26 protein-coding genes and 1 pseudogene are annotated in these 22810 nt (G+C 49.5%); 14 read left to right on the top strand and 13 right to left on the bottom strand.

Annotated elements, in window-relative coordinates; translation table 11 throughout:
- Positions 1–247: 247 nt before the first annotated feature.
- Positions 248–1054, top strand: coding sequence for a hypothetical protein (locus tag BGX12_RS08940; RefSeq protein WP_109735726.1), 807 nt, complete (start codon positions 248–250; stop codon positions 1052–1054).
- Positions 1055–1280: 226 nt separating this feature from the next.
- Here BGX12_RS08940 and purM read toward each other — a convergent pair whose 3' ends face one another.
- Genes purM through BGX12_RS08925 form a run of 3 tightly spaced genes read right to left on the bottom strand, consistent with a single transcriptional unit; the run spans position 1281 to position 4422 of the window.
- Positions 1281–2306 carry a phosphoribosylformylglycinamidine cyclo-ligase gene (purM, locus tag BGX12_RS08935; protein ID WP_109735725.1) on the bottom strand — a complete coding sequence of 342 codons (1026 nt, stop codon included), beginning with the start codon at positions 2304–2306 and terminating at the stop codon, positions 1281–1283.
- A gap of 42 nt (positions 2307–2348) precedes the next feature.
- Positions 2349–3152, bottom strand: coding sequence for a cyclic nucleotide-binding domain-containing protein (locus tag BGX12_RS08930; RefSeq protein WP_233246333.1), 804 nt, complete (start codon positions 3150–3152; stop codon positions 2349–2351).
- 10 nt (positions 3153–3162) lie between these two features.
- Positions 3163–4422: an ABC transporter substrate-binding protein gene (locus BGX12_RS08925; protein WP_158278211.1), complete on the bottom strand. Its 1260-nt coding sequence runs from the start codon at positions 4420–4422 to the stop codon at positions 3163–3165.
- Between the two features lie 130 nt (positions 4423–4552).
- Between BGX12_RS08925 and BGX12_RS08920 the strand changes: the two genes are divergently transcribed.
- Positions 4553–5440: a hypothetical protein gene (locus BGX12_RS08920; protein ID WP_109735723.1), complete on the top strand. Its 888-nt coding sequence runs from the start codon at positions 4553–4555 to the stop codon at positions 5438–5440.
- A gap of 58 nt (positions 5441–5498) precedes the next feature.
- Here the strand turns inward: BGX12_RS08920 and BGX12_RS08915 are convergent, their stop codons facing one another.
- Both BGX12_RS08915 and BGX12_RS08910 read right to left on the bottom strand, forming a co-directional pair.
- Entirely contained in the window at positions 5499–6212 is a 714-nt protein-coding gene (locus BGX12_RS08915; protein WP_109735722.1) for an NYN domain-containing protein, read from the bottom strand.
- A gap of 93 nt (positions 6213–6305) precedes the next feature.
- Positions 6306–7244, bottom strand: a complete 939-nt coding sequence (locus tag BGX12_RS08910; protein WP_233246332.1) for a hypothetical protein — start codon at positions 7242–7244, stop codon at positions 6306–6308.
- Between the two features lie 455 nt (positions 7245–7699).
- On the opposite strand from BGX12_RS08910, the gene BGX12_RS08905 reads away from it, so the two are divergent.
- Positions 7700–7912, top strand: coding sequence for a hypothetical protein (locus BGX12_RS08905; RefSeq protein ID WP_109735721.1), 213 nt, complete (start codon positions 7700–7702; stop codon positions 7910–7912).
- Positions 7913–8002: 90 nt separating this feature from the next.
- On the opposite strand, the gene BGX12_RS08900 is transcribed toward BGX12_RS08905, so the two are convergent.
- The 4 genes and pseudogenes from BGX12_RS08900 to BGX12_RS08885 all read right to left on the bottom strand — a co-directional run bounded on the left by BGX12_RS08900 (position 8003) and on the right by BGX12_RS08885 (position 11459).
- Positions 8003–9793, bottom strand: coding sequence for a penicillin-binding protein activator (locus BGX12_RS08900; RefSeq protein ID WP_109735720.1), 1791 nt, complete (start codon positions 9791–9793; stop codon positions 8003–8005).
- Positions 9794–9797: 4 nt separating this feature from the next.
- Positions 9798–10112, bottom strand: a complete 315-nt coding sequence (locus BGX12_RS08895) for a nucleotidyltransferase domain-containing protein (RefSeq protein ID WP_109735719.1) — start codon at positions 10110–10112, stop codon at positions 9798–9800.
- A gap of 435 nt (positions 10113–10547) precedes the next feature.
- Positions 10548–11102: pseudogene (locus BGX12_RS16110) on the bottom strand (patatin-like phospholipase family protein); the annotation flags it as partial.
- 45 nt (positions 11103–11147) lie between these two features.
- The gene (locus tag BGX12_RS08885) at positions 11148–11459 is read right to left on the bottom strand and encodes a hypothetical protein (protein ID WP_146196295.1); all 312 of its coding nucleotides are present in this window, start codon (positions 11457–11459) and stop codon (positions 11148–11150) included.
- A 65-nt stretch (positions 11460–11524) separates the two neighbouring features.
- Here BGX12_RS08885 and BGX12_RS08880 point away from each other — a divergent pair, with 65 nt between their 5' ends.
- Both BGX12_RS08880 and BGX12_RS08875 read left to right on the top strand, forming a co-directional pair.
- A complete protein-coding gene (locus BGX12_RS08880; RefSeq protein WP_109735716.1) occupies positions 11525–12037 on the top strand; it encodes a ribonuclease domain-containing protein in 513 nt (170 codons plus the stop codon).
- A complete protein-coding gene (locus BGX12_RS08875) occupies positions 12037–13002 on the top strand; it encodes a lysophospholipid acyltransferase family protein (RefSeq protein ID WP_109735715.1) in 966 nt (321 codons plus the stop codon). Before BGX12_RS08880 ends, BGX12_RS08875 begins: the two co-directional genes overlap by 1 nt.
- A gap of 7 nt (positions 13003–13009) precedes the next feature.
- Here BGX12_RS08875 and BGX12_RS08870 read toward each other — a convergent pair whose 3' ends face one another.
- Both BGX12_RS08870 and BGX12_RS08865 read right to left on the bottom strand, forming a co-directional pair.
- Positions 13010–13687: a hypothetical protein gene (locus BGX12_RS08870; protein ID WP_109735714.1), complete on the bottom strand. Its 678-nt coding sequence runs from the start codon at positions 13685–13687 to the stop codon at positions 13010–13012.
- A 439-nt stretch (positions 13688–14126) separates the two neighbouring features.
- Entirely contained in the window at positions 14127–14525 is a 399-nt protein-coding gene (locus BGX12_RS08865) for a pyridoxamine 5'-phosphate oxidase family protein (RefSeq protein ID WP_109735713.1), read from the bottom strand.
- Between the two features lie 335 nt (positions 14526–14860).
- Between BGX12_RS08865 and BGX12_RS08860 the strand changes: the two genes are divergently transcribed.
- The 7 genes from BGX12_RS08860 (at position 14861) to BGX12_RS08830 (ending at position 19443) form a co-directional block, all read left to right on the top strand.
- Positions 14861–15373: a GNAT family N-acetyltransferase gene (locus BGX12_RS08860; protein WP_109735712.1), complete on the top strand. Its 513-nt coding sequence runs from the start codon at positions 14861–14863 to the stop codon at positions 15371–15373.
- 116 nt (positions 15374–15489) lie between these two features.
- The gene (locus tag BGX12_RS08855) at positions 15490–16059 is read left to right on the top strand and encodes a hypothetical protein (protein ID WP_109735711.1); all 570 of its coding nucleotides are present in this window, start codon (positions 15490–15492) and stop codon (positions 16057–16059) included.
- Between the two features lie 24 nt (positions 16060–16083).
- Complete coding sequence (locus BGX12_RS08850) at positions 16084–16527, top strand: hypothetical protein (RefSeq protein WP_109735710.1); 444 nt, start codon at positions 16084–16086, stop codon at positions 16525–16527.
- A 416-nt stretch (positions 16528–16943) separates the two neighbouring features.
- The gene (gene queD / locus BGX12_RS08845) at positions 16944–17276 is read left to right on the top strand and encodes a 6-carboxytetrahydropterin synthase QueD (RefSeq protein WP_109735709.1); all 333 of its coding nucleotides are present in this window, start codon (positions 16944–16946) and stop codon (positions 17274–17276) included.
- An 18-nt stretch (positions 17277–17294) separates the two neighbouring features.
- Entirely contained in the window at positions 17295–17966 is a 672-nt protein-coding gene (locus tag BGX12_RS08840; protein WP_109735708.1) for a radical SAM protein, read from the top strand.
- Between the two features lie 37 nt (positions 17967–18003).
- Positions 18004–18384: a VOC family protein gene (locus BGX12_RS08835; RefSeq protein WP_109735707.1), complete on the top strand. Its 381-nt coding sequence runs from the start codon at positions 18004–18006 to the stop codon at positions 18382–18384.
- Between the two features lie 228 nt (positions 18385–18612).
- Positions 18613–19443: a metallophosphoesterase gene (locus BGX12_RS08830; RefSeq protein ID WP_158278210.1), complete on the top strand. Its 831-nt coding sequence runs from the start codon at positions 18613–18615 to the stop codon at positions 19441–19443.
- A gap of 186 nt (positions 19444–19629) precedes the next feature.
- Here the strand turns inward: BGX12_RS08830 and BGX12_RS08825 are convergent, their stop codons facing one another.
- Together BGX12_RS08825 and BGX12_RS08820 are read right to left on the bottom strand one after the other, a co-directional pair.
- A complete protein-coding gene (locus tag BGX12_RS08825) occupies positions 19630–20337 on the bottom strand; it encodes a YkgJ family cysteine cluster protein (protein ID WP_109735705.1) in 708 nt (235 codons plus the stop codon).
- Between the two features lie 89 nt (positions 20338–20426).
- Complete coding sequence (locus BGX12_RS08820) at positions 20427–20936, bottom strand: O-acetyl-ADP-ribose deacetylase (protein WP_109735704.1); 510 nt, start codon at positions 20934–20936, stop codon at positions 20427–20429.
- Positions 20937–21292: 356 nt separating this feature from the next.
- Here BGX12_RS08820 and BGX12_RS08815 point away from each other — a divergent pair, with 356 nt between their 5' ends.
- Both BGX12_RS08815 and BGX12_RS08810 read left to right on the top strand, forming a co-directional pair.
- Entirely contained in the window at positions 21293–21994 is a 702-nt protein-coding gene (locus tag BGX12_RS08815; RefSeq protein WP_146196294.1) for a 16S rRNA (guanine(527)-N(7))-methyltransferase RsmG, read from the top strand.
- The gene (locus BGX12_RS08810) at positions 21991–22776 is read left to right on the top strand and encodes a ParA family protein (protein ID WP_109735702.1); all 786 of its coding nucleotides are present in this window, start codon (positions 21991–21993) and stop codon (positions 22774–22776) included. The genes BGX12_RS08815 and BGX12_RS08810 overlap by 4 nt, the downstream gene beginning before the upstream one ends.
- The last annotated feature ends 34 nt before the right edge of the window (positions 22777–22810 follow it).

The following is a 22810-nucleotide window of genomic DNA, read 5'->3' as shown; positions in this document are numbered from 1 at the left end:
CACCAAACACGGCGCCTTACCATTTTGAGTTAAAGATATACTCAACACGTTGAAATTCAAACAGTTGGAACCTTTTTGAAAGATTAAAATGTTCCCATGGCGTACTCCGACGCATATAGAACAGATTGTATCATTTAAACATAATTTTTAATCAAAAATCATTAAAATTAGCAAAATTACTCTATTTTAGCCAATTTTCGTTTCATTTACAGTTTACTTTAGGGTTGTAAGGACAAAAGGGAACAATATGAGACGCTTTTTTCATCTAATTACCGTGGAAATCCTGGTTTGCGCATTTGCCATGACCGCCTGTGACCACAGCGATACCACCTCGGGAAACGGCTCCCCCAACGGCAAGAGAGTCAGCGATTTTGATGTGGAGAACTGCGACAATTACGACTTTTCCGAATTGTACGGCATTTCGGAGGCTCGCCTATACCAGGAAAATGGTTCCTACAAGATCGAAGTCAGGAATCAAAAACTTTATTGCTATTCCAAGGGCACCCACAGCGAAAGCTATCTGGAGGGAGACACCCTGAACCTCAGTCTCGTTTCGGAAGGCATTCCGGCAAGCTGCATGAACACCTGCGATTTCATCTTTGACGTCAGTGAAGAGGAAGCAAGCGCAACTACTGTTCTCGTTGGAGGAAAAGACCTCAAGTTGGTAACGGAATACTCCAGGGAAGAAAAGGAACGTACCTCCAAGTTTACCATCAGCACTTGCAAGGACAACTCTGCGGATGATGTACTTACCAACAGCCTGTACAAGGAAACATATGCCGAAAGGGAAGAAATAGGCAAGAATCTATATCAGATCACCATTCCCAATGTATCGGCAAACTGCGGCATGGATCCAGACCAGGTCAGCTTTACTTATGACTACAAGCTAGACCTCGTTGCCAAGACCATGACCTTGATTATCGACCTTCAGGACAGCAGCCCCCAGGCCAACTGCGTATGCAATTTTGACATGAGCTTCAAGGTAAACGAATCCTACGCCAGGGCAGACTATGTCACCTTGCTAGGCACCACCTACCGCTTTGAAGACAAGTAGTGGACAGCTCTTTCTATCTAATCAAAGGATTTTCGTTTTTTACAAACAAAATAAGGCCCGTGCATACGCGCGGACCTTTTTAAAACCCAATGAAAAAGGCGGGGAACAGCCCCGAACCAACCTGACTCTCGCTAGCCGAAAACGTTCCCTATCGAGGAACTCATCAGCAGGCTAGCTGGGGTGGGAGTCCAGAGGGCGGGGAACAGCCCCGCCCTTTGCAACTTAACTAGTCCTTGAACTTGACGGTCTTGGAGCCCTCGACGACTTCGCCGACCTGCACCCACTTTTCGCCCTTGGCTTCGAGATGGGCAACCACTTCAGCCTTGTCAGCCGGGTCGATGAAGATCAACATACCCATGCCCATGTTGAAGGTAGAGTACATTTCGTCCTTCTCCACGGAGCCTTCCTTCTGGATGAGCTTGAAGATCGGGGACGGATCCCAGGAGGTACGGTCGATGATAACATCAACGTTGTCCGGGAGGATACGGGGAATGTTGCCCTGGTAGCCGGAACCAGTGATGTGTGCGAGACCCTGGATGATCTTCTTGTTGCAGAGATCGATGAGGCTCGGGTAGTAGCTGCGGTGCGGCATGGTGAGAGCTTCGCCGATGGTCATGTCGGTGCCTTCCAGCGGAGTGTCGACCTTGTAGCCGGCAACGTCGAAGAGAACCTTACGGGCCAGAGAGTAGCCGTTGGTGTGAAGACCGGTGGACGGGAGACCGAGGATGATGGTACCCGGCTTGATCTTCTTGCCGTCGATGATGTTTTCGCGTTCAACCACACCCACGATGGTACCGGAGATGTCGTAGTCACCCGGACCGTAGAAGCCCGGCATTTCAGCAGTTTCACCGCCGATCAAAACGAGACCGTTTTCGCGGCAGGCCTTGGCCATACCTGCAACCAGCTGGTCCATGACACCCGGTTCCAGACGGCCGGTAGCCACATAGTCCAGGAAGAACAGGGGACGTGCGCCCTGGACGAGAATATCGTCGCAGCAGTGGTTCACGATGTCCTGGCCAGGAAGGGTATGAGTACCCATTTCGATGTCGACCTTCAGCTTGGTACCGACACCGTCAACGGAGCTGACGAGAACGGGGTCCTTCATGCCCAGGTGGTTCAGAGTGAACAGGCCACCGAAGTTGCCTACGTCACCGAGAACGCCTTCGTTAAAGGTGGTACGGACGGACTTCTTGACTCCGACCATTGCTTCGTCTGCACGGGCCAGAGATACACCAGCGTCTGCGTAGTTCATTTTTTTTCCTTTGCCCTATACGGGGCACTTGTGTCGTGCCAGCTAGTGCTGTGCACTTTGTTTTTCATCAATATTTCTTAAAGCGTCCAGAATGAGACTGGTAGTATCAGTCATCTGGTTGATATTCACGACTTCGGGCATCAAGTGAGTATCAAGCTTGTAAAGTGTTTCGTCACCCCAGGAGAGGAGCCTTTCAAATGCATCCGGACCTGCCAGTTTGCCACACTTGGCGCAGCAGATACGTCCGTCACGGAATGCAATAAAGCCGCTTTCGCCATTGCATTCGAAAAGGACCGTACCGGTGATGCGGCTCTTTTCCATGGTCTGGGCAAAATCGATAAAGGGGAGCACCTTGCCGGAGGCCAACAGGGACAGACGTTCGAATTCATCGAAGGCCTGGTTCTTGGCACGGAGTCGGTCAGCCACCACCTTGTACAGGTAAACCATGATGTTGGGATTCTTGTCCAGGAACTTCACGAATTCATCACGGGGAATGTGAAGTACGGTGCAACCGTCTTCGGCGGCGATCACCGTATTGCTGGTAGGCTCGTTACAGATGATGGACATTTCGCCAAAGCAGGCGCCAGCCTCAACTGCAGCCAAGGTGTTGTAATGACCGTCGGGAAGAATCTGACCGCAAATGAAGGCGCGGCCACTCTGAAGCACACAGAATGAATCACCAATGGTCCCGCCATTGATAATCACGTCACCAGCATCGTATTCACGAATCTGGGCATTCAAAAGCAAATAGTCGGCACAGTCACGGGGAACCTGCTGCAAGAAGGGGGTACCCATCTCGTAGTTCGCCGCGATCCAGTCGCCAATACCTGTGTGAGGTTTCATCATACTATCAATATTAGAAAATATTGTGGTACCATTCAAAGGAAGTATCTACGGAAATAGGCCTAATTGGCTTCCCTAGGGTTGTTTTGGGTAAAACTTCCGGAGCAGTGCCAAACTGTTTCTTCAAATTCCAAAGCAATTCGGCAGGCCGGGCCACCGCACTTTCATAAAAATCATTTCCGCCGCCGGGCCCCTTGCGGCCATCGTTCTGGAACACCCTCTTGTTCTTGAAAGCCTTGATATGGGCGGCACGAGGTTCAGCTGCGAGAATTTCCTCAGGCGATCCAAACATGCCCGGATTGATCCAGATGTCTACGGAATCAGCCAGGGCCATCACGTCTTCAATGGTCAGCTTCAATTCGCGGGTGGTGTCGGAAGCCCACAGGTAGCAACCGCCAGCATCCTTGATGAGATTGCCCGTGTAGCTGTTTCCACCAGGAGCATACCACACACCTCCGTAGCTCATGCCCGCAAGTACACGAGGGCAGGGCTTTGACGAGCCCGAATCTGCACTAGCATAAACGGTACCGTAGGCCAACTCACTCTTCAACAATTCGGCTTTTGCCAATTCCTCTACGCCAAACATCACCCCGTAAAGTTCAAGCCAGCGCGCCTTGGTGACTGGACTACTGGAGCGCCACTCCGGCGTCAGCATTACCGGCAGGCCAAGCTTTTCCATGCGCTCGTAGTCATCCTGGCCGCCGCCCGTGGCAAAGGTCATCACAAGGTCTGGCTTCAGGGCCATAAGCTTTTCATAATCGGCAGCATTGCCATATCCAATTTCCACAATCTCCTTCGCGGCGACCTTTGCATACAAAGTAGAATCCGCAATATACTTTCCTTCCCCAACACCCACAATACGATCTTCCAGGCCAAGGCGGGTCATGTAGCCAATCTGCGCAGACGAAAGGACAACCACTCGTTCAAGGGGGTAACGCAAAACCTTGGCATCGGCAATATCTGGAGGTAACGGCTTATTCTCCGCCATGGCCGCAGAATCCCTAAGCACAAAAATCTTGTCCAAGGTATCCCGCCCCACAACAGAACGAATCAATACGGCCCGTTCTCCATCACAGTCGTTCTCAATAGACAAAGCCATCATTGGAGAAAGGAACTTGGACAATTCCGACGGAAAATACTCGTCAAAAATCACCATTTTATAAACGTTCCTGCCGTAGAGGTGGTCCCTGCAGGAAATTTCTCCCCCGCCCTTTTCTGCCCGGGCCTTATCGTTCCCGCAACCAACCAGCATAACCAGCAGGACCAAAACCATGGTCCACGCCCCCATTTTTCCACAAATATTCAACACCTCAAAGCCTCCAAACACTCGTAAATCGTTGATTTTTAACGCCTTATGAAAAAATTCACTGCAAAAGTTCAAAACTTAATGTATTTTTTTTGCTATGAAAACAAAGATAACCTCTTTTTTGAAAGCTGCAGTCCTTAGCGTCCTGGCACTTGCACCCGTTTCCTTCGCCGAAGAAGACAACGGTTTCTATGAAAAGGACCACGTCCGTGGTTTCATTTCCTTTGGTGCCGACTACCGCCTGATGACGGACGAGTTCCAGAGCTATGTGAACAAGACCGCCCTCTACAATGGCCAGCATCAGTATACTGCACCTGGTGATTCTTCCACCTCCCAGCTTTATGGCGGAAAGCCCACTTCCAAGTACGGCCGCTTCGACGATTATTACATGGGTCTCCACGTAAATGTAGGTGCCCAGTACAAGCAGTTCCTCACCTGGATGGACATCAACTTCATGCCGACCCAGGTTTCCGAACGCCCGGCTTCAAGCTATAGCGCAACCCCGCTGGACGAAAGCTCTTCTGGCGACGCCGTAAAGTTCCCCCTGTACGACGTCAAGTGGTTCTCCTATGGCGTTGACTGGATGTTCGGCTGGAAGCTCTTTGGCGAATCCACCTTCATCAACCTGATTCCCGCAGTCGGCATCGGATTCAACCTGATCAACTTCCACTTTGCATCCGACTATACCGTTACCGACGGAAGCAACACCGCCGATGCTCGTGACCGCTACTACAGCACTTTCGCAAGCACCTTCGCTGCAGAACTGGAACTCCGCCTGGAACTGGATCCCATCGCAATCGGCCTCTACGCCGGTTACCGCTACATCCGTTACAACGAACTGGATGTGGAAGGCGTGCTGCTGTCCGACGACCTGGGCAACCGCAAGTACGATACGGACAACGATGGCGACACCTTCTGCATCGGCCTGCGCGTCACCTGGACTTTCCTCAGCGACTGGCAGAGGAAGCAGATGGACAAGCTTTAGCCGAAGCTTACACCGGTCTTCAAAATCCCGCCCTCCAAGGCGGGATTTTTTTGTCGTTTTAGGCCTGCTTGGCACAGGACGGAAACTGCCGCCTGAGTTTTGTAACAGTATCGCGCCACATGGGATCCCGCTTGCGGTCAAAGTTCCTTTCCTTCTGAAAGAAGAAGCCACGGGGCGGCTGGTCCGACTTCGGGTCCATATCCATCACCTTCTCCATGGCCACGTAGTGGGCGCAATACTCCCTAAGGCAGGAATCCGTCTTCCAGCGGACGGCGCTCTTGCCCTTGGGATACACGAAGTCCCATCCCAGAAGCACCGTAGGCACCCCCATCATACGGAGCCTATCGGGAAGCGGCGCATACTGGCCCTGGGTACTGAGCAGTACCACAATGTCCATCTTGTGATAGGAGGCGATAAGGAGCGCGTCCTCCATCAAGCCCAGATTCGGTCCCATCATGCCGTTGTCCTCGGTCATGTTGCTGTAATGGACCTGGAATCCGGCAGTGCAAAGTTCGTGTTCCAGCTTCAGCACCCCGCTGACGGAACTACCGTAGATATGGGGATTCCTGTGAGGGTGATAATAATGGCATTCCATCTCGATGGGGCGGCCGCCATCGGCAAACACCTTGCTCAGGTGCATTTCCAGCCAGCTCTTCAATCCCCTGAAATCCACATTGGAATGGTACCTGTGGTGAACCCTGTAATATTCGTTCACCTTCTTAAGTGTATAACCATCCAGAAAGAATCCAATCCGTAGCGCTTTTTGCGGCATACTAACTCCGTGTTAAGTTTATACCTATAACACGTTGTGATACACCCGTTTGTACGGACTATTTTTGATAAATTATTTTAACAAGTGAAGTGGCTAGAGAAGGTCGCGCTTCTTCAGGTCACTCATGAGGGAGCCGGGCATCCAGTTTTCCAGGGCCTTGTAGGAAGGATCGTCCAGCTTATTTTTCCAGGCGCCGGACTTTTCCGGGTTGCCACCGTCGTGATAGATGCGGATCAGGTTCAGCACCGCACACCAGTAGCGGATAGACTTGCCGGTGCGTTTCTCGTAGCTTACGGCACTTGCCTCGTATATGCTGGCGGCGTCATTGTAACGCTTCATGCGGTAGAGCATGTCGGCCTTCATCTGGAGGAGTACCGGATGGTTCGGGGCCTTGGACAGCCCGCGGTCGCAAAGCTTGAGACCTGTGGCGAAATCTTCCTTGTCGTAATACATCCACACAAGGGGTGTCAGGAACAGCAGCCAGAAGCGGGTGGACTTGAGGGAGGCTTCGTCCAGGGTCTTGAGATAGGCCGCACGGTTATCCGACTTGAAGGGAAGCCAGCTAAAGCTCTGGTCAATATAGTAGGCGTAGATGGCGAAGAATGCCTTGGCGTCCAGCTCGTCGGATTCCTCGAACATCTTGGCGGCGGAGCGTGTAGTCATGGCGCCCTTCACGGAATGTCCGGTCTCCGTCTGGACGTAGCCGAACTCGAACTTGCGGAGAGCCTCCCACAGGCCTTCCGCCTTGCAGGATTCCAGCTGCCTGCCCGCCTTGAGTAGGGCGGTGGTGTCACCCTTGTCGTCATACATGCTGATGCGTACTACGTTTTCCAGAACGCAGCCGGCGCCATCGTCCACCTTGCGGAACTGCTTGGCGGCTTCCATGGCCTCTCCATACTTTAAGGACACGGTGAGGGAAGTAACCTTGTCCCACAAGGCCATCTGGCTTTCGGATAACGCCAGGGAGGGCTTCGCTTCTTCGGCGAAGACCATCGTAAGGACCATCAGTACGAGGGCGATTGCTCTTTTCATCGTCTCCCAAATTTACAAAAGTTTTAGCCTTTACAGAATAGGGAAGACTTCCGTCCGGATTGTTGATAAGTTGTGCCTATTTTTTCTTTTAAACAGTTTATTCACAAATAACGGATTGCTCCTGTGGGTAAAATCCGGGACTTTTCAGGCCTGTTTCTATTCCAAAATAGAATAGGTTCCCCCTGTGGTGCAAAATGCCGATTTAGCCGGGTCCGAATTCGATAAGTCGTTGTATTTCAACGGGTTAAAATGCAGTACCCATTCATTTGTACCGAAAAATTGCAGGCGGATCCCGTTTGCGTTTCTTAGGCCAGTTACTTACATTTTCCTTTTTTTCTGGAATTTCGGTTATAAAAACCTATACTATTATCAAGGATTTCACAACGTATCAACAATTCACAAACCATTGTGTTTAGTTTTGTTGACATTCTGTCTTGATTTCTAACGGAGGTCTTATGAAACTGCTCCATAGAACATCCGCACTGTCGTTCTACATGATCCATACTGGTTTCCAGAATTTTAAGACCAGGATCGCTGAAGAACTGAGCGCCACCAGCGGCGTTAACCTGGACGACGTGGTGGACGACGATACGCTCCACGTCCTGTACAGAAACGGCGAGTCCCCGGACTTTGTCGCGGCTTCCATCGGCTGCGGCTACGAAGACTAGCCCAAACGAACTTCTCTCCTCCTAGAAACAAAGAGCCCCGCGACGGTTAGCCGCGGGGTCTCTTCTTACACTCCAGTCAGTAGAAGTCGATTACTTCTTGTCAGTCTTTTCCGGGCAGCCGTTCAGAACTTCGAACTTGCCCTTGGTGACGGTCACGATCTTGGTGTTCACGTTGGCGCCACGTCTAAACTTGATGTTGCCATACACGCCCTTGAACTCGTTGTTGTTGTTCAAGGTCTTGGTCAGGCTCATGTCAGAGTTCATGGACTTGAAGATGATGTTTGCCGCATCGTAGCTCAGGCCACTGACCTTGTCGTCGGCAGGTTCTGCACCCCAACGTTCCTTGAAGCTCTTGGCGAATGCCTTGAAGGCATCCTTGGAATCGTCCATGTCCAGGGAAGGCACGCTGAAGTAGGCGCCTTCCACCAGGTTCTTGCCGGTTACCAGCAAGTCACGACCATACCAGCCGGAAGTACCCAGGAGAGTGCCGGAGATCTGGTAGAATGCGGACTGGCTAGCCATGAGGCCTGCATCGCTGGGGTTGGTAGCGGCAATCAGGAGACCCGGGAAGTCCACATCGCTTTCCTTCTTGTTGAACTTGGCGTTGGGAGCGTTCAGGTCGGATGCGCCGCGCTTGATGTTCAGGCGGCGGTTCAGCTGCTTGAAGCGGACATCGCGGAGCATGTCAAATTCGGTCTTGTAGTCCGGTCGGCCTTCTTCGTAGTTACGGAAGGCGACCACGTCACCGCCACGGCGTTCCACTGCCTGGGTAAAGCTGCGGGACACGGAAGCACCGTAGTCACCCAGCGGGCTCATGATACCGAATTCACGGATGTTCAGGCACTTGGTCGCAAAGTCAGCGATGCTCTGGGCCAGGTAGTCCATGGTCACGTTGACCTGGAAAATATTGGGGCCCATCTTGGCGATACCGTCATCGGTAGCGGTAGGAGTGAGCATGGGGATGTACTGATGGTTGGTGCCAAGCCAGGCGGCAACGGCAGCAGCCGGACCGCTCATGATGGGACCGATAATGGCAATGACGCTATCCTGGTGAATAGCCTGCTGGGTACGGAGCAATGCCTGGGAGGCGTCTGCACGGGAGTCCGCAGTACGGATGTTGACCTTGCCCTTGAGGCCGGCCTGTTCGTAAGCCAGCAGAACGCCCTGGATCGCTTCGGCACCGAATTCGGCAAAGTCACCGGAAAGGGGAGCAAGAACCAGGATGGTGGGAGTGCCGGCATTCTGGCCTTCCAGGGATTCAAGACCGCGCTTTGCGGTTTCCGCCAGTTCGGAAGATTCGTTGCCAGCCACCTTCTTGTACCAGTAGCGGGCGCCACGGTAGCGCTTGGCGTTCTGGCATTCGCGGCCAATCTGCAGCTGGATCCAGCCGACGACTTCCTTGTCCACCGGATACTTTTCGACGAGGGACTGAAGCTGGTCGGCATTCAGGAGGGAAGCGGCAAGGACCTTGATCACCACGTCCTTGGTGCGGGAGCGGGCAGCAGGATTCTTGGAGTAAGCCAGGATACGAAGCATGGCTTCCACACCATCATAGGGGGCGCCCTGTTCCACAGTCACGATGGCGTTTGCCAGTTCCATACGTTCACGGTAGTCGGAGGAAACGTAGTATTCCAGGAACTTGGAGGTAATCTGCTTGGCTTCGTCGCGCTTGTGGTCGCGCATGTAGCATTCGGTGAGCATCACGGCGGCCTTTTCGCCGGCGGACTTGCTGAAGCTGGACTTGTAGACCTTCTGCAGGACGTTCACTGCACCATCACAGTCACCGTTTCTAATAAAATCCTTGGCCTTGGAAACTTCGTCCTGGGCAAAGAGGGTAGTCGCAAGTGTCGCGACAAGAATCAGGGGAAAGAGAATTTTCATAGGGCTACTGTTCCGTTGCGGACTGAATCACAACGTGTTCTTTCTTGATTTGCTTCTGGATGGATTCAGGCAATTTGGCCCAGTCCATGATGTCGACGCGGAAGGGAAGTCCGCTATCCACGAATGCCTTTTCCACCGCAGTCATGACTTCGACGGAAAGAGGTCTTTCGGAAATCGCCACCAGTTCCAGCTCCGTATCGGGCGTAAGATCGACGCCTGTGACACGGGATCCGTGGGCCCAGACTTCCATATCCTCGAAATGAAGGCTGAGAATACGCTGGACCGCTTCTAGATGATTATCTTCTATGCATAAAGCCATGGGTGCAAATATAGTTAAATCTGGACAGGACAGAAAAATCCCCCGCCAAAGCGAGGGATTTGTAGACATTCTGCGTATACAGCAAAATTAGAGGGTAGATTTCACGAACTTGATGACGTCGGCCTTCACGGATTCGTAGTATTCGTCCCAAATATTGGAAACTTCGTCCAGTTTCTTCAGGTCATCCATGGGGTAGGACTTTTCCACCTTGGGTTCGCAGCGGAAAATGTTTTCCTTGCCCAGGTTTGCACGGGCTTCGAACAGGTTGGCGTTACCGGTACGGGCAATCCAGTTATCCATGATGTAGGAAAGCCAGCCCACCGCGGTAAAGTTCTTGGGCTTGTTGTTGGGGACGAGCATACCTGTGTTGAAAGAAAGGATCTTGAAGTTTTCCACTTCGCCGGACTTCTTCATACCTGCTTCCAGGGCCATGATGGGGTCGTTCGCCCACATGCCGCCATCGCAGTAGTAGCAGGTCTTGCTACCCTGCTTGATGGACAGGGAATCAAAATAAGTGGGAGCAGAGCAGCTGGACATGATGGCAAAAGCCTGGTCCATCCAGGAGTCGTTACGGTCCCAGACCTTTTCCACACTTTCGCCGTTCATGAAGGTAGTGGGAATGTAGATGGGCTTGGGGAATTCGTTCATCTTCTTGTTACCGAAGATTTCGTACAGGGATTCCTTGAGGCCAGCGTTTTCGTACTTCACGTAGTCAGAGGAAAGCACGCCCAGGTTCTTCTTCTTCTTGAAGATCTTGGGGAGCTTTTCGCGGTAGAGACCGTAGACCGTTTCGGCATCCAGGCCGCGGCACAGGGCGCCAGCGATAATGGAACCGGTGGAGGTACCGGCAAATGCGACAGAAATATCACCCAGCTGCTTGCCCAGATCCTTTTCCAGACGGCGCATGAACTGCAGAGGGCCAATGCCCAGAGCGCCACCGCCAGAAACTGCGATAACAAGCTTTGCCTTAGGTTTTGTAGATGTAGCCATTGTTTTCTCCTTTCCTAAAATTACCACTTGAAGATAAACTAATAATCACAAGCCGTAAAAAAAATTTGTGCTAAATAATAGTAACAAAAGTTTGTTTTGAGAGCCATAAATCCTTCGTCCTGGAAAAAAAGTCCATAAAAAAGGGAAGTCCCCCGCATCGGCGAAGGACTTCTTGTGCTTAAAGTTCCGGTTGTAGAGTTTCTTGTTCCTGATGACTCTGGTACGGAGGGTTCGTCCGTTACAGGAGCCATCGATTCGTAGGGCGCGCATGGCCGTGGATTCCTTCGCGGAATCGCAGGCGGCTTTCGCGGAGCCCTTGGCGTTGCCGGCAATAACCAGCCTTTCTCTTTTTGCCATAATGATCTCCTTGGTGCGAAAGATAGAAAAGACCATTCAGTATTTCAAATGCTATATTCTGCGATATGAGAACCGCATACATCTATATCATACTTGCAAGCCTGTTTGTCAACAGCTTTTTTGTCGGATGTAGCACGCCTACTGAAAATACGATTACAGAAGACGAGGAACCCGGTTCCCCAAGCGAAACATCCCAAAATATCTATGATGCTGTAGAGGAATCAGGCAAATACACCGCACGAGATTCCGTGGCGGCATATCTCTGCAGATTCGACAAGCTCCCGCAAAACTATGTAAATAAAGGGGAAGGGCAAAAACTCTACGAAAGTTCCACGGGGAACACCTTCAGCAAGTGGAATTTCAACCCCTGGAAAACCCTGGGCGTCATGATCGGGGGAGACAATTTTAGTAACAATGAAAAACTGTTACCCGAGGGCAAATACCACGAAGCCGATGTGGACTATGGTAACATGGCAAGTCGCGGGACAAAGAGATTGATTTACCAGAGCGGCTGCGTTATATATTATACTGCGGACCACTACGAGAGTTTCAGAAAATTGGAAATACAGAAGAACTAATGAGCCTCCTCGGTCAAATTTCAGCCCGTATTTTTGCAAGTGCCGCCTACGCGGTTCTGCTCACTTGCGGCTGGAAGAAAAAGACGGTGGAAGCGAATCTGAAGTATGTACAGGACGTCATGCTGAAACAAGTTCAGCATGACCCGCAGCAGAATCGCAATCTCTACAAAAGGATGCTGAAGAACTTGACCCGCCATGTGGGGGAGTTGCTGTTCTGTTTCGACACCTATAAGAAGCTGCCTGAGAATTGCGACCAGTATCCCTGCAAAGTCGGCGGTAAAAGTTTTGAACTTGCGGAGGGTGCGGCAACCACCATCGGGAAGATGCGTAGGGGCGGAATCTTCCTGACGGCACACTACGGAAACTACGAAGCTAGCGGCGCCTGGCTATGTGCCCTCGGCGTCCCGCTGAAGGCAAGTTTCATCCCGCTGAAGCCCGCATGGCTGAACCGCTACGTCTACGAAAAAGTGAGATGCGTCCGCGGGCGGCCTTATTCCATCGACGCCAAGACGCCTCGGGAATTTCTGAACCTACTGGATGGTAACGCACCTGACTGCAACGGCCAAAAACAGCTGTTCTGCCTGCTGGCCGATCAGGATAGCAGAATCGGGAGCGCTCTTGACGGAACTTTCCTGGGCTGCAAAGTCCGCCATAATCCCGTTCCCGACTTCCTGCTGAAACACCGCCCGGACACTCCCGTATTTTTCTGCTGGATCGAGGAGCGGGGGAGCCGTAAAATCCTGCACGCCTTGGAATCCGAGACGAACCCACAAGATTCCGTAATAAGTGCAGCCGATGCCGACCTGCGTCAGCATGACCATAATCATCCGGAGAATGCCCATGGTTCAATCATCGATGGCGCCTACCGCAACTGGCTGGAAGAACGGATCCAAGAAAATCCCGCATTGTGGTACGGCTGGACCCACCGCCGCTTCCGCAGCAAGAATCCCGAAATTTACCGTTGACGAGATTCTAATTACCTGAAGTAGCCTCGCGCTGCTTCAGGACCTCGTCCACCTTGCGGCGGATGATTTCTTCCTGGCCAGCCGCCTGCAGTAATTTTTCCTGCTGGACATAGACGGTCAAAGCGGAAATATAGCAGACCATGGACGCAACGCCCACCACCAGGGCGATTGCCGTAGTGACATGGCCATCATTCACCAGGGGCGCAATAATGCTCATCAGGTAAAGTCCGGCAAAGGCGCCCACCTTGTTCATGGAAACCTCTGGATGTTCCACACCCAGTTCCGTCAGCTTGCCGTCCAGTTTCCGGACCATCTCACGGAACACTAGGGAATGGATCAGCATGCCCACATAGGGGATGACACTGAGAATGACCGCCAGCAAGGGATGAAGTTTAGTCGCACCCAGAGTTCGAAGGTTCGTCACGGAGCGATACATCCAGGCGACCCAATAGCACCCCTGGATAGCAAAAATCACCAGCAGGGCAAGGCCTGCCGCAAAAGTTCCCAGCAGCAGAACTAAAATTGTCATGGGCAACGTACTGTCCATGTCTCCAGGTACTGCCGCCACGCCAGCGCGCACCAGCGCAAACATAAGGGCGCACACTACGAAAAATGCACCCAGCATGACTTTCAGCCAGAAAATCGTGCGGCCACCGCGGACAGAATTATCAAGAATCTTTTCCATGACCTAAATATACTAATAAACAGGGTATTTTGGGGGTATGTGAATAGAGTGTTCACAAGAATAATCTATCCCCGTCTTTTAACAACAAATTAAACATTTTATCAACATGCAGATTTTTTGACTTTTGACGACTGTTTTAAAAACTATCAACAAATCAACAACAGACACGCATAAATGTTCCACGTGAAACACTTCGCTAACTTTTTGATTTTCAACGAGTTTTTAAAGAACGCAGCATTAAATCTCAATTTTTTCACCAAATCTATTCACAATCTGTATAAAAATGAGGACTCATAACAGAAGGCTGTGAATAGATGATTTGTTAATAAAAATATCCACATTCATCTCTGAACGTGGATAAAACAACAAAATTGTTAATTACTAGTGGATAATCTATCAACACTACGCCATGCCGAAAACTCGGCGTCAACATCCACTTTTAGAACTTCACCGTGCGGGGAGCAGCCGTGAAACTGCAGAAGGTGGCCTCGGCGTCCTTGAAGTAGAGAACCTGGGTGTTGGGATCTTCAGCCTTGTACATGGCCTTGAGGCTGGGGTAGGCATCCAGCATGTGAACCTTGGGTTCCAGGCGATCATCTTCCACCAGGGTGCCGCTGAGACGGAGCCACTGGTCGCCGGTCTTGTTCATGGCGCAAATCTGGACCTTGGGATTTGCAGCGATTTGCTGGGAAACGTTCTTGGACTTGCCAGTCTGAATATACAGCTTGCCTTCGAAGATTTCAGCGGTACCGAAGGGACGAACCTTGGGCTGATCTCCGTCTACGGTTGCCAGGAAATAGGCGCCACATTCCTTGAGAAACTTTACTACTTCTTCCATATTTTTAGGTCGGCCACTTTGTGGCCTTTGAGGTTTGAGGTGAGAGGTCGCATCCTGCGGATGCATTGAGGTTTGAAATACTTAGCGTTCTACCCCTAGTGTCATTCTGAGCGGAACGTAGTGGAGTCGAAGAATCCAGTCTTTTGGCATTTGACCACACTAATATATATATAATGGAGTTTTTAGAACACATTATTTAACAAACACATTCTTTTTTGCATTCGCACGCATATCACTTACTATATTATATAACATAAAAAGCGCGAAGCGCCACTATATAGTTCAAAGGGAGCGCAAGCGATCAACCACTGCCTACTTCCTACTAACTACTAATCATGCAAATTCGTAAAGCTACTCCTGATGATTTTCCCCAGATGCTGCCCATTTTCCGCGAAGTGATTCAGGGCGGCGATACATACGATTTCGAGGAGACCGCCAGCGACCAGGACGCATACGACTACTGGTTCGGAAAGGGCGTCACCAGCTTTGTAATGGAAGAAACCGTCTCGGACGCAGGCAAGGATAGCGCAGGTTCCAAAATTCTGGGATTCTACAAAATCATCCAGAACCACCGTGGGCGAGGCAGCCATGTGGCAAACGCCTCCTTTATGGTTTCACGTGAAACCCGTGGAAAGGGTGTCGGCCGCAAGATGGGCGAGGATTGTATCAAGGTCGCCCGCGAAATGGGATTCAAGTCGATCCAGTTCAACTTCGTCATCAGCACCAACGAGCCGGCCATGCACCTGTGGAAGAGCCTGGGCTTCAAGGAACTTTGCCGACTGCCCGGAGCTTTCAACCACAAGAAACTGGGTTTCGTGGATGCCGTGATCTTCTTTATGGAACTGTAGAGGTTCAAGGCTCGAGTATATAATCATCACAGGCCTCAGGAGATTAAAAAGTCCCAGGAACGAATCAGCCTCCTGGAATTTTTATATATTACTAGTGGTTATCGGGGGACCACTTTATGCAACGCACTGCATTTTCCTTCTCTTCATTTTTCACCATTCTCATTTTGCTTCTAGGTATGTTTTGCCAGGAAGGTTGCTCCCTTTACCATAACTTCATCTGGTACGAACCCAACTTATTGGATGATAATGGTAAGGTGATTCCACCTGAAAGTACATTTGAAGGTAATCCAAAATCACTAAATACCGACTACGAAATCTGGGATTACTACACCAAAACTACTGCTAACTCATGGTTCATTTTTTTTATCCCATTTATTCCCTTGGGAGAAAATTATCAGGGTCCACATCCTGATCGCCACACAGGGGACTTTGTAATATGGGCTAAAAAAGGTGAGGAATGTCCTGTGGTATACGCCAACGACGATCTTTTTTATGGAAAGATTTTGGAAAACGAGCCGGAAGATATTACCGGGATTAATAATCACTACGACCTATGTCATTATGGAAAGTTACCCATCGATAAGCAGCAAGTATATACTATAAAACACAAAGGGGAAGAAAAACGATACCTCTTTGTAAAGAGACAGTGGTGGGGTTATCATCCATTTTGGTATCCTGATGCCTAATGCAAATAATGAGTAGGAATGTATATGAAGACTATTTTACGACTATTGATTATTGCATTTTGCTTTGAGTTCTGTTCTTGTGCGCATCTTTATGTCTCTACATCCTGGAGACCTGAAAATGGGACAATCACCGAAAACCTGAATGTTGACGAAAAAAGATACAACTCGGGAATTGGTCTAGCTGGCATTATCATACCAATAATTCCGACGTGGTTCCATAACTCTGGATTTACACTTGAAATAAAAGTGCCTGATACAGAGGACAATGAATGTCCTGTATTGACTACTTCTCTTGGAAAATACAAGGGTTCATATTGGAAATATGACCACTTATGTGCCTATTTTCTTTCTGAAGAAGGCAATGTCGTAGATGGGGAAATACCCGCAACTATCCAATGGAAAGGCGAAACCATTCCTTTTACATTGTCCAAACACTACGACATCCGCTTCAATTTTTGGGGAATGTAGTATTCTTTGTTGGCGGGCTTCGCCTTGCTGTGTTTCACGTGAAACATTCGCAGGGTGAGAGTCGCGACGGGGAGCTTGCTCACCGGCATGACCGAACCCAAGAATGTAGCACTTGCTCCCGACGAGCATATTTGGACCTTGCAAGTGCCAACACGCAAACCGAAGATGCGACGGGGAGCTTGCTCACCGGCATATCTGAGGTGCAGCAAGTTGGCTCCGAAGGAGCAAACACGCACAAGGTTTGGATGCAAAAACAAGCTTGCTTGTTTTTATAGCCAAACCGCAGGGTGTAGCATGCGAAGCATGCCAACACGCAAACATTTACTATATTTTCAACATCAATTCACTGCGACACTCACTTTAGTCGCGGGACAGTTCGAAAAACCATCCTGTCTATAAACAAAACTAGGTATCTCATGTACAGAATAATGAAGCGCTTTGAAGTATCGGGCGCACACAAGCTGGCACTGAACTACGAAAGCAAGTGCCAGAATCTTCACGGACATAACTGGATCATTACCGTATATTGCCAGTCCAAGACCTTGGACGCCAACGGTATGGTCATCGATTTCAAGGCCGCCAAGGAAATCATCTCCCAGCAGCTGGATCACAAGTACATCAATGACGTGGTGGACTTCAATCCCACCGCCGAAAACTTGGCCAAGTGGATCTGCGACCAGATTCCCAACTGCTACAAGGTGACGGTCCAGGAAAGCGAAGGCAATATTGCCGAATACGAAATCGATTAAAACTGTCCGTAGTACATTATGAAAATCTCTGAAATCTTCCTGAGTATCGAGGGGGAGGGTATCCGCACAGGCGCCCCTGCCGTCTTCATCCGTCTGTTCGGTTGTAATCTCCGATGCAAATATTGTGACTCCATGTATGCCGTGGAGGGGGACGACTTCCAGAATATGACTCCCCAAGAAGTGTTGGAAAAGGTCAAATCTTTCAACACCCAGTTCGTCACCCTGACAGGAGGGGAGCCACTTATTCACAAGGATGTGAAAGTTTTATTGAAAATATTGGATGATTCCGGCTACGAAATCAATATCGAGACCAATGGGACCCAACCCAAACCAAAGGGTATCAGAAAGCTCATTTGCACCATGGATTGGAAAAGTATCTCCAGCGGGATGCAGCCCAAGATGAAACTAGAGAACATGATGACCCTCAGGGGGAAGGATGTTTTGAAGTTCGTGGTAGGTTCCGACGAAGATCTTCAGGATGCCGCCCGGGTCATCGGGGCCATGGAAGCGGAATATGCCAGAGACGGTTTGAAGCTCCCTACCTTCTATGTTTCTCCCATCTTCGGGACAATGAAATACGAAGACATGGTCAACTGGATTCTTCATAATGCGACCATGAAAAGGAACAACGTTAGGTTCCAGGTGCAGCTCCACAAGATCATTTGGAACCCCGACGCCAGGGGAGTTTAACCAATCCGAAGCACCCTATTATTTATATATTAACCCTATGAAAATAGATCACGTTGCCATTTGGGTCAAAGATATGGAGAAGGTTTGCGCCTTCTATGAAAAGTATCTGGAAGCTACGGTTCATCCGGAATACCATAACCCTGCCAAGGGTTTCACCAGCAGGTTCCTTACTTTTGATGGGGGAGCCCGCATTGAAGTGATGCACCGAACCGACATCGCATCTTCAATATCCAATACACAATTAGGATGGTGTCATATGGCAATGTCCCTAGGGTCCAAGGAAATGGTGGATAAGTTGACCGCCAAGATGGAAGCTGAAGGAGTCACTGTCGTTGGACAGCCTCGCACCACTGGAGACGGATACTACGAAAGTGTGGTTCAAGATCCCGAAGGCAATCTAGTAGAACTGACCGTATAAATAATTTTCTGCTTCTCTCGCCTCATAAGGTTTCACGTGAAACACAATCAAGCCGAGAGCAACAAAAATACACTTGTGTATTTTTACTGCCGAGGCGTAGAGTGTAGCATGCGAAGCATGCCAACCAATGCCGAATGTCGCGGTAGGGAGCTTGCTCACCGGCATGACCGAACATGTGCATGTAGCGCACGAAGTGCTCCAACATCCCGTTTTTTGTATATTGGGTTTATGTTTACCTCCAAGCGAATTCGAAAACTTTTCATCATAGCCATCATACTCTTTTTGGCTTTTCTATTATTTTTCTTTCTTAGCTATCGAATTCAAGTCACCAACTACAACGTAGAAACAGGCAAAATTCATTCACCTATAAGAATCGCCCTTATAACTGATTTCCACTCCTGCAAATATGGGGAGAACGAAAAACCTATTCTAGAGCTTATTGATGCCGAACAGCCCGACATTGTTTTGCTAGGTGGCGATATCTATGATGACGATCTCCCCATAGAAACTGCCGCTAATTTCATTCAGGCAGTCTCCCAAAAGTATCCCTCATTCTACGTCTCCGGAAATCACGAATACTGGAGCAGCCAAATGGACTTCATAAAAGAAGTAACAACAAAAGCCGGCGCGACAGTCTTAGAAGGAAACTGTTTACAGCTCAAGAAGTCCAATGAACTCGTCAATATATGCGGCATCGACGATCCTACATACATCGGATTAGATTCCCTAAAAGTTCAACTCGAATCAACAATGAAATTTCTGGACAAGGGTAAATACAACATTTTGCTAGCCCACCGACCTGAACTTGTGGATATATACGCTGAATACGGATTCGACTTGGTAACCGCAGGCCATGCTCACGGTGGGCAATGGAGACTACCGCTTCTCCTCGAAGATGGATTTTATGCACCAGATCAGGGATTCTTTCCAAAATACACGGGCGGTATTCACCAAAAGAAAGAGACCCTCATGATTGTAAGTCGAGGTCTTGCGAAGGAAAGTACAAGACTTCCCAGAATATTCAACCGACCTGAAATTGTCTTCATCAACCTTCTATAATTTAGCGAGATTGTACCTGCAAAAAAATCCCCGGAGCTTTCGCCCCGGGGATTTCCAACCATTAACAAAGGAGAACCGTATGACTAGTACGGGAGGGTAACCAACCCTCACTTATTATATCGGCTCTTCTAAAGGAATTGTCAAAAGAAAAATCATTTTTTGAGTAAATCTTGCGGAGGCTTTTTCTTATATGGAACCTTTCCCAGAATTCAAATCCACAATCCACATTAACCGCTGGATGTACTTAGGCAGGATATCGTGGATTAATGTTGAAGAATCATCGTCGGGGGTAAATGTCTCTTCCTGCTCCATCATGTCGCTCATGACAGGAGGTAGGATGCCAAAGAGATTCTTTACTTCTTCTGCAGTATATTGCCGATGAAGGATCGGTTCACCAGATAGAGTCTTGACTGCAGCAAGTTCTTCTGCGGGGTAAAACTTGCAGGGTTTCCAGACTTCATTGCCATGCTTATCCCGAGATCCGGCAGCTCCGAAGAGACGGCAAATGGATGCCCGGCCACCATAAATAGTGCAATGTCCCGGAAGATCCGTCCCCGAAATATCCTCCCGAAAGAAGGGGCAATGTTGGAATGTTGCAAAAGTTTCACGTGAAACATTTATCAAAGGAAACTTCCCTTCGGCAACATTCTGGGCTACGTCAGGCTGATTGCACAATAGCCAGGCGGCCATGTAAAGAGCTTCACTTTCCAGCAAGTCAGGCTCAAAATGTTCACAGCATTTGCCACAGCCATGAGGACAGGTGAACCTGGACTTTTCAAACCATTCCCGTTGCTTTTCTTCAATCCGGGAATAAACAGCATCCATCTCGACCAGGATGTCGTATTCTTCAGTACCCCTCAACTTTTCAAGAATAGGGGCAATTTCAGAAATCATAAATGCCTTCCTGTTGCAAAAAAAATCTAGCAAAGGAAGGCTTGTTTGGCACAGATTTTCTTCAAATATTTTTCTTACTTCCAGGCGGTTCAAGGCGCCATCATCTTCAGAACTTCCTGATAAATCTTCAACATATCTTCACCAAAGCAACAGAAGATTACTTTCTTCACAGAACTGCATGTGAATTCGCGGACAGTTCGAATGGCAATTTCAGTAGCTTCCTTTTTCGGATAGCCATAGACTCCGGTGGAGATTGCCGAGAAGGCCACAGTCTCGCAACCATTTTCTTCAGCCAGTTTCATGGAGTTTTCGTAGCAGGACCGAAGCAGTTCCGGCTCCCCATGAAGGCCATCGTTATAGATGGGTCCGGGGGTGTGAATCACGAACTTTGCCGGCAACTTGAACCCGGGAGTAATTCGAGCTTCGCCAGTTTCGCAACCTCCAAACACCCGACACGCTTCCACCAACTCTCTGCCAGCTGCACGATGGATGGCACCATCCACACCTCCGCCACCCAGCAAGGATCTGTTGGCAGCATTCACAATGACATCCACTTTCAGCTTGGTAATGTCACCCTGGACAACTTCAATTTCTACCATAAAATCGCACCTATTTTTAAGATGATTCACAAAGAAAATAACAATTCTTCTAAAACATAATTCTTTTTGATTAAACGAGTTGGCCTTTCCTAAAATTTTCTATCCACAACAACCTAACATCAATTAAAAAAATATCCACAGATATTTTAATTAAATAAAAGGCCGAACCCTAGTTTTGTTGATTTTATTTTTTGGGATATTTAAATTTTAGGAACGATATTCAAGGTGCAATTTGCGCATGTGTTTCACGTGAAACACATGCGAGCCGAGTGACGCGAAAATAAACTTGTTTATTTTCATGTCCGAGGCGAAGGGTGTTGCGCACGCAGTGCGCCAACATTCGCAAAAAGGACAAGATGACATATAAAAATAACGAAGAACAGAAGAATCTTTTGAACCAGTTCCTGGCCTCTAATGGTGTTGAACTGTCTTCAGAAACATTGAATAAACTTTATAAGTTTGCCGACCTAGTAGTGGATACCAAGGAATATGGCAACCTGATTTCTGAGAAGGATTCCCAGAAGTTCTTGTCCCGACATATCGCCGACTCCCTGGTGCCTTATATATATATAGGTAAGTTGGTGGATCCTTCGGCTGCGCCTCAGGATGACACCGCAGCTTTTCGCGCAGAGACCCTCAGCAAGCTGAAGGGTAAGCGTTGGGCAGACATGGGAGCGGGTGCAGGTTGTCCCTCCTTCCCGCTGGCAATCGCCATGCCGGATGTTCAGTTCTACGCAGTGGAACCCCGCAACAAGCGTGTGCAGTTCATGAACTTCGTCAAGGACCAGCTGCACCTGAATAACATGACCGTCGTAGGCAAGCGTTTCGAAACTTCGGGCCTGGCCTATCTGGACTTTGTCAGCTGCCGCGCCCTCTCCACTTTTGAAAATGACTGGGAACGCGCCCAGCCGGGTCTGGCCCGTGGTGGCCAATTCGTGACCCTGAAGAGTTACAACAATATCGTTCACCTGGAAAACGATCCGGCAGTACACATATATAAATATGCACTGCCCCAGGAAGAACAGGAATATGCCCTTGTTACAAGAGGTAACGAATGAGTAAAGTGATCGCTATATGCAACCAGAAAGGTGGCGTAGGTAAGACTACTACCGCCGTGAATCTGGCTGCCAGTTTTGCCGCCCTTGAGAAGAAGACCCTTCTCATCGACATGGACCCCCAGGGTAACGCATCCCAGGGTCTCGGCTTCAACGAAACCCAGGAAGTGGACGCCCACGAAATCCTGGACCTGGCCGTCAATCCGGACAATGTCACCTACGAAAACCTGAAGCCCGCCATCCTGGACACCACCCTGGACTACCTGAAGATCATCACTTCCGGTCCGGATCTGGCCGTCATGGAAATCGAGCTGGTGAACGCCATGAGTCGTGAACACCGTCTGGAACGAGTGATCAACATCCTGAAACAGTCCTTCGAGTACATCATCATCGATGCACCTCCCAGCCTGAACTTATTAACACTTAACGTCCTGACTGCCGCTACCAGCGTGCTGATTCCGGTGCAGTGTGAATATTATGCACTGCAGGGTATGACCGAACTCTTCAAGACCATCCGCGAAGTCCAGAAGAATCTGAACGCCAGCCTGAAAATCGAAGGCGCCCTCCTGACCATGTACGACTCCCGCCTCAGCCTCTCCAAGCAGGTTGCGGAAGAAGTCCGTGAAAACCTGAGCGATACTGTATTCCAGGCAATGATCCCCCGTAACGTGAAGTTGAGCGAAGCTCCTTCCCACGGCAAGCCCGCCATCCTTTACGATGTGCAGAGCAGTGGCGCCCAGGCATACATGAAGCTGGCCGAAGAAATCCTGAACAAGGATAAGTAAGACCGGTCGGTTCCGCTCGTATTAAAAAAGAAGT

The organism is Fibrobacter sp. UWR4, assembly GCF_003149045.1.
In the GTDB taxonomy this organism is placed as follows: Bacteria; Fibrobacterota; Fibrobacteria; order Fibrobacterales; family Fibrobacteraceae; genus Fibrobacter.
This window is presented reverse-complemented; position numbering and strand designations above follow the sequence as displayed.

Excerpts from the sequence above, each read along its gene's own strand:
- BGX12_RS08940 (WP_109735726.1), top strand. The coding sequence starts at position 248 with ATGAGACGCTTTTTTCATCTAATTACCGTGGAAATCCTGGTTTGCGCA.
- purM (WP_109735725.1), bottom strand. The coding sequence starts at position 2,306 with ATGAACTACGCAGACGCTGGTGTATCTCTGGCCCGTGCAGACGAAGCA.
- BGX12_RS08930 (WP_233246333.1), bottom strand. The coding sequence starts at position 3,152 with ATGATGAAACCTCACACAGGTATTGGCGACTGGATCGCGGCGAACTAC.
- BGX12_RS08925 (WP_158278211.1), bottom strand. The coding sequence starts at position 4,422 with ATGGTTTTGGTCCTGCTGGTTATGCTGGTTGGTTGCGGGAACGATAAG.
- BGX12_RS08920 (WP_109735723.1), top strand. The coding sequence starts at position 4,553 with ATGAAAACAAAGATAACCTCTTTTTTGAAAGCTGCAGTCCTTAGCGTC.
- BGX12_RS08915 (WP_109735722.1), bottom strand. The coding sequence starts at position 6,212 with ATGCCGCAAAAAGCGCTACGGATTGGATTCTTTCTGGATGGTTATACA.
- BGX12_RS08910 (WP_233246332.1), bottom strand. The coding sequence starts at position 7,244 with ATGAAAAGAGCAATCGCCCTCGTACTGATGGTCCTTACGATGGTCTTC.
- BGX12_RS08905 (WP_109735721.1), top strand. The coding sequence starts at position 7,700 with ATGAAACTGCTCCATAGAACATCCGCACTGTCGTTCTACATGATCCAT.
- BGX12_RS08900 (WP_109735720.1), bottom strand. The coding sequence starts at position 9,793 with ATGAAAATTCTCTTTCCCCTGATTCTTGTCGCGACACTTGCGACTACC.
- BGX12_RS08895 (WP_109735719.1), bottom strand. The coding sequence starts at position 10,112 with ATGGCTTTATGCATAGAAGATAATCATCTAGAAGCGGTCCAGCGTATT.
- BGX12_RS08885 (WP_146196295.1), bottom strand. The coding sequence starts at position 11,459 with ATGGCAAAAAGAGAAAGGCTGGTTATTGCCGGCAACGCCAAGGGCTCC.
- BGX12_RS08880 (WP_109735716.1), top strand. The coding sequence starts at position 11,525 with ATGAGAACCGCATACATCTATATCATACTTGCAAGCCTGTTTGTCAAC.
- BGX12_RS08875 (WP_109735715.1), top strand. The coding sequence starts at position 12,037 with ATGAGCCTCCTCGGTCAAATTTCAGCCCGTATTTTTGCAAGTGCCGCC.
- BGX12_RS08870 (WP_109735714.1), bottom strand. The coding sequence starts at position 13,687 with ATGGAAAAGATTCTTGATAATTCTGTCCGCGGTGGCCGCACGATTTTC.
- BGX12_RS08865 (WP_109735713.1), bottom strand. The coding sequence starts at position 14,525 with ATGGAAGAAGTAGTAAAGTTTCTCAAGGAATGTGGCGCCTATTTCCTG.
- BGX12_RS08860 (WP_109735712.1), top strand. The coding sequence starts at position 14,861 with ATGCAAATTCGTAAAGCTACTCCTGATGATTTTCCCCAGATGCTGCCC.
- BGX12_RS08855 (WP_109735711.1), top strand. The coding sequence starts at position 15,490 with ATGCAACGCACTGCATTTTCCTTCTCTTCATTTTTCACCATTCTCATT.
- BGX12_RS08850 (WP_109735710.1), top strand. The coding sequence starts at position 16,084 with ATGAAGACTATTTTACGACTATTGATTATTGCATTTTGCTTTGAGTTC.
- queD (WP_109735709.1), top strand. The coding sequence starts at position 16,944 with ATGTACAGAATAATGAAGCGCTTTGAAGTATCGGGCGCACACAAGCTG.
- BGX12_RS08840 (WP_109735708.1), top strand. The coding sequence starts at position 17,295 with ATGAAAATCTCTGAAATCTTCCTGAGTATCGAGGGGGAGGGTATCCGC.
- BGX12_RS08835 (WP_109735707.1), top strand. The coding sequence starts at position 18,004 with ATGAAAATAGATCACGTTGCCATTTGGGTCAAAGATATGGAGAAGGTT.
- BGX12_RS08830 (WP_158278210.1), top strand. The coding sequence starts at position 18,613 with ATGTTTACCTCCAAGCGAATTCGAAAACTTTTCATCATAGCCATCATA.
- BGX12_RS08825 (WP_109735705.1), bottom strand. The coding sequence starts at position 20,337 with ATGATTTCTGAAATTGCCCCTATTCTTGAAAAGTTGAGGGGTACTGAA.
- BGX12_RS08820 (WP_109735704.1), bottom strand. The coding sequence starts at position 20,936 with ATGGTAGAAATTGAAGTTGTCCAGGGTGACATTACCAAGCTGAAAGTG.
- BGX12_RS08815 (WP_146196294.1), top strand. The coding sequence starts at position 21,293 with ATGACATATAAAAATAACGAAGAACAGAAGAATCTTTTGAACCAGTTC.
- BGX12_RS08810 (WP_109735702.1), top strand. The coding sequence starts at position 21,991 with ATGAGTAAAGTGATCGCTATATGCAACCAGAAAGGTGGCGTAGGTAAG.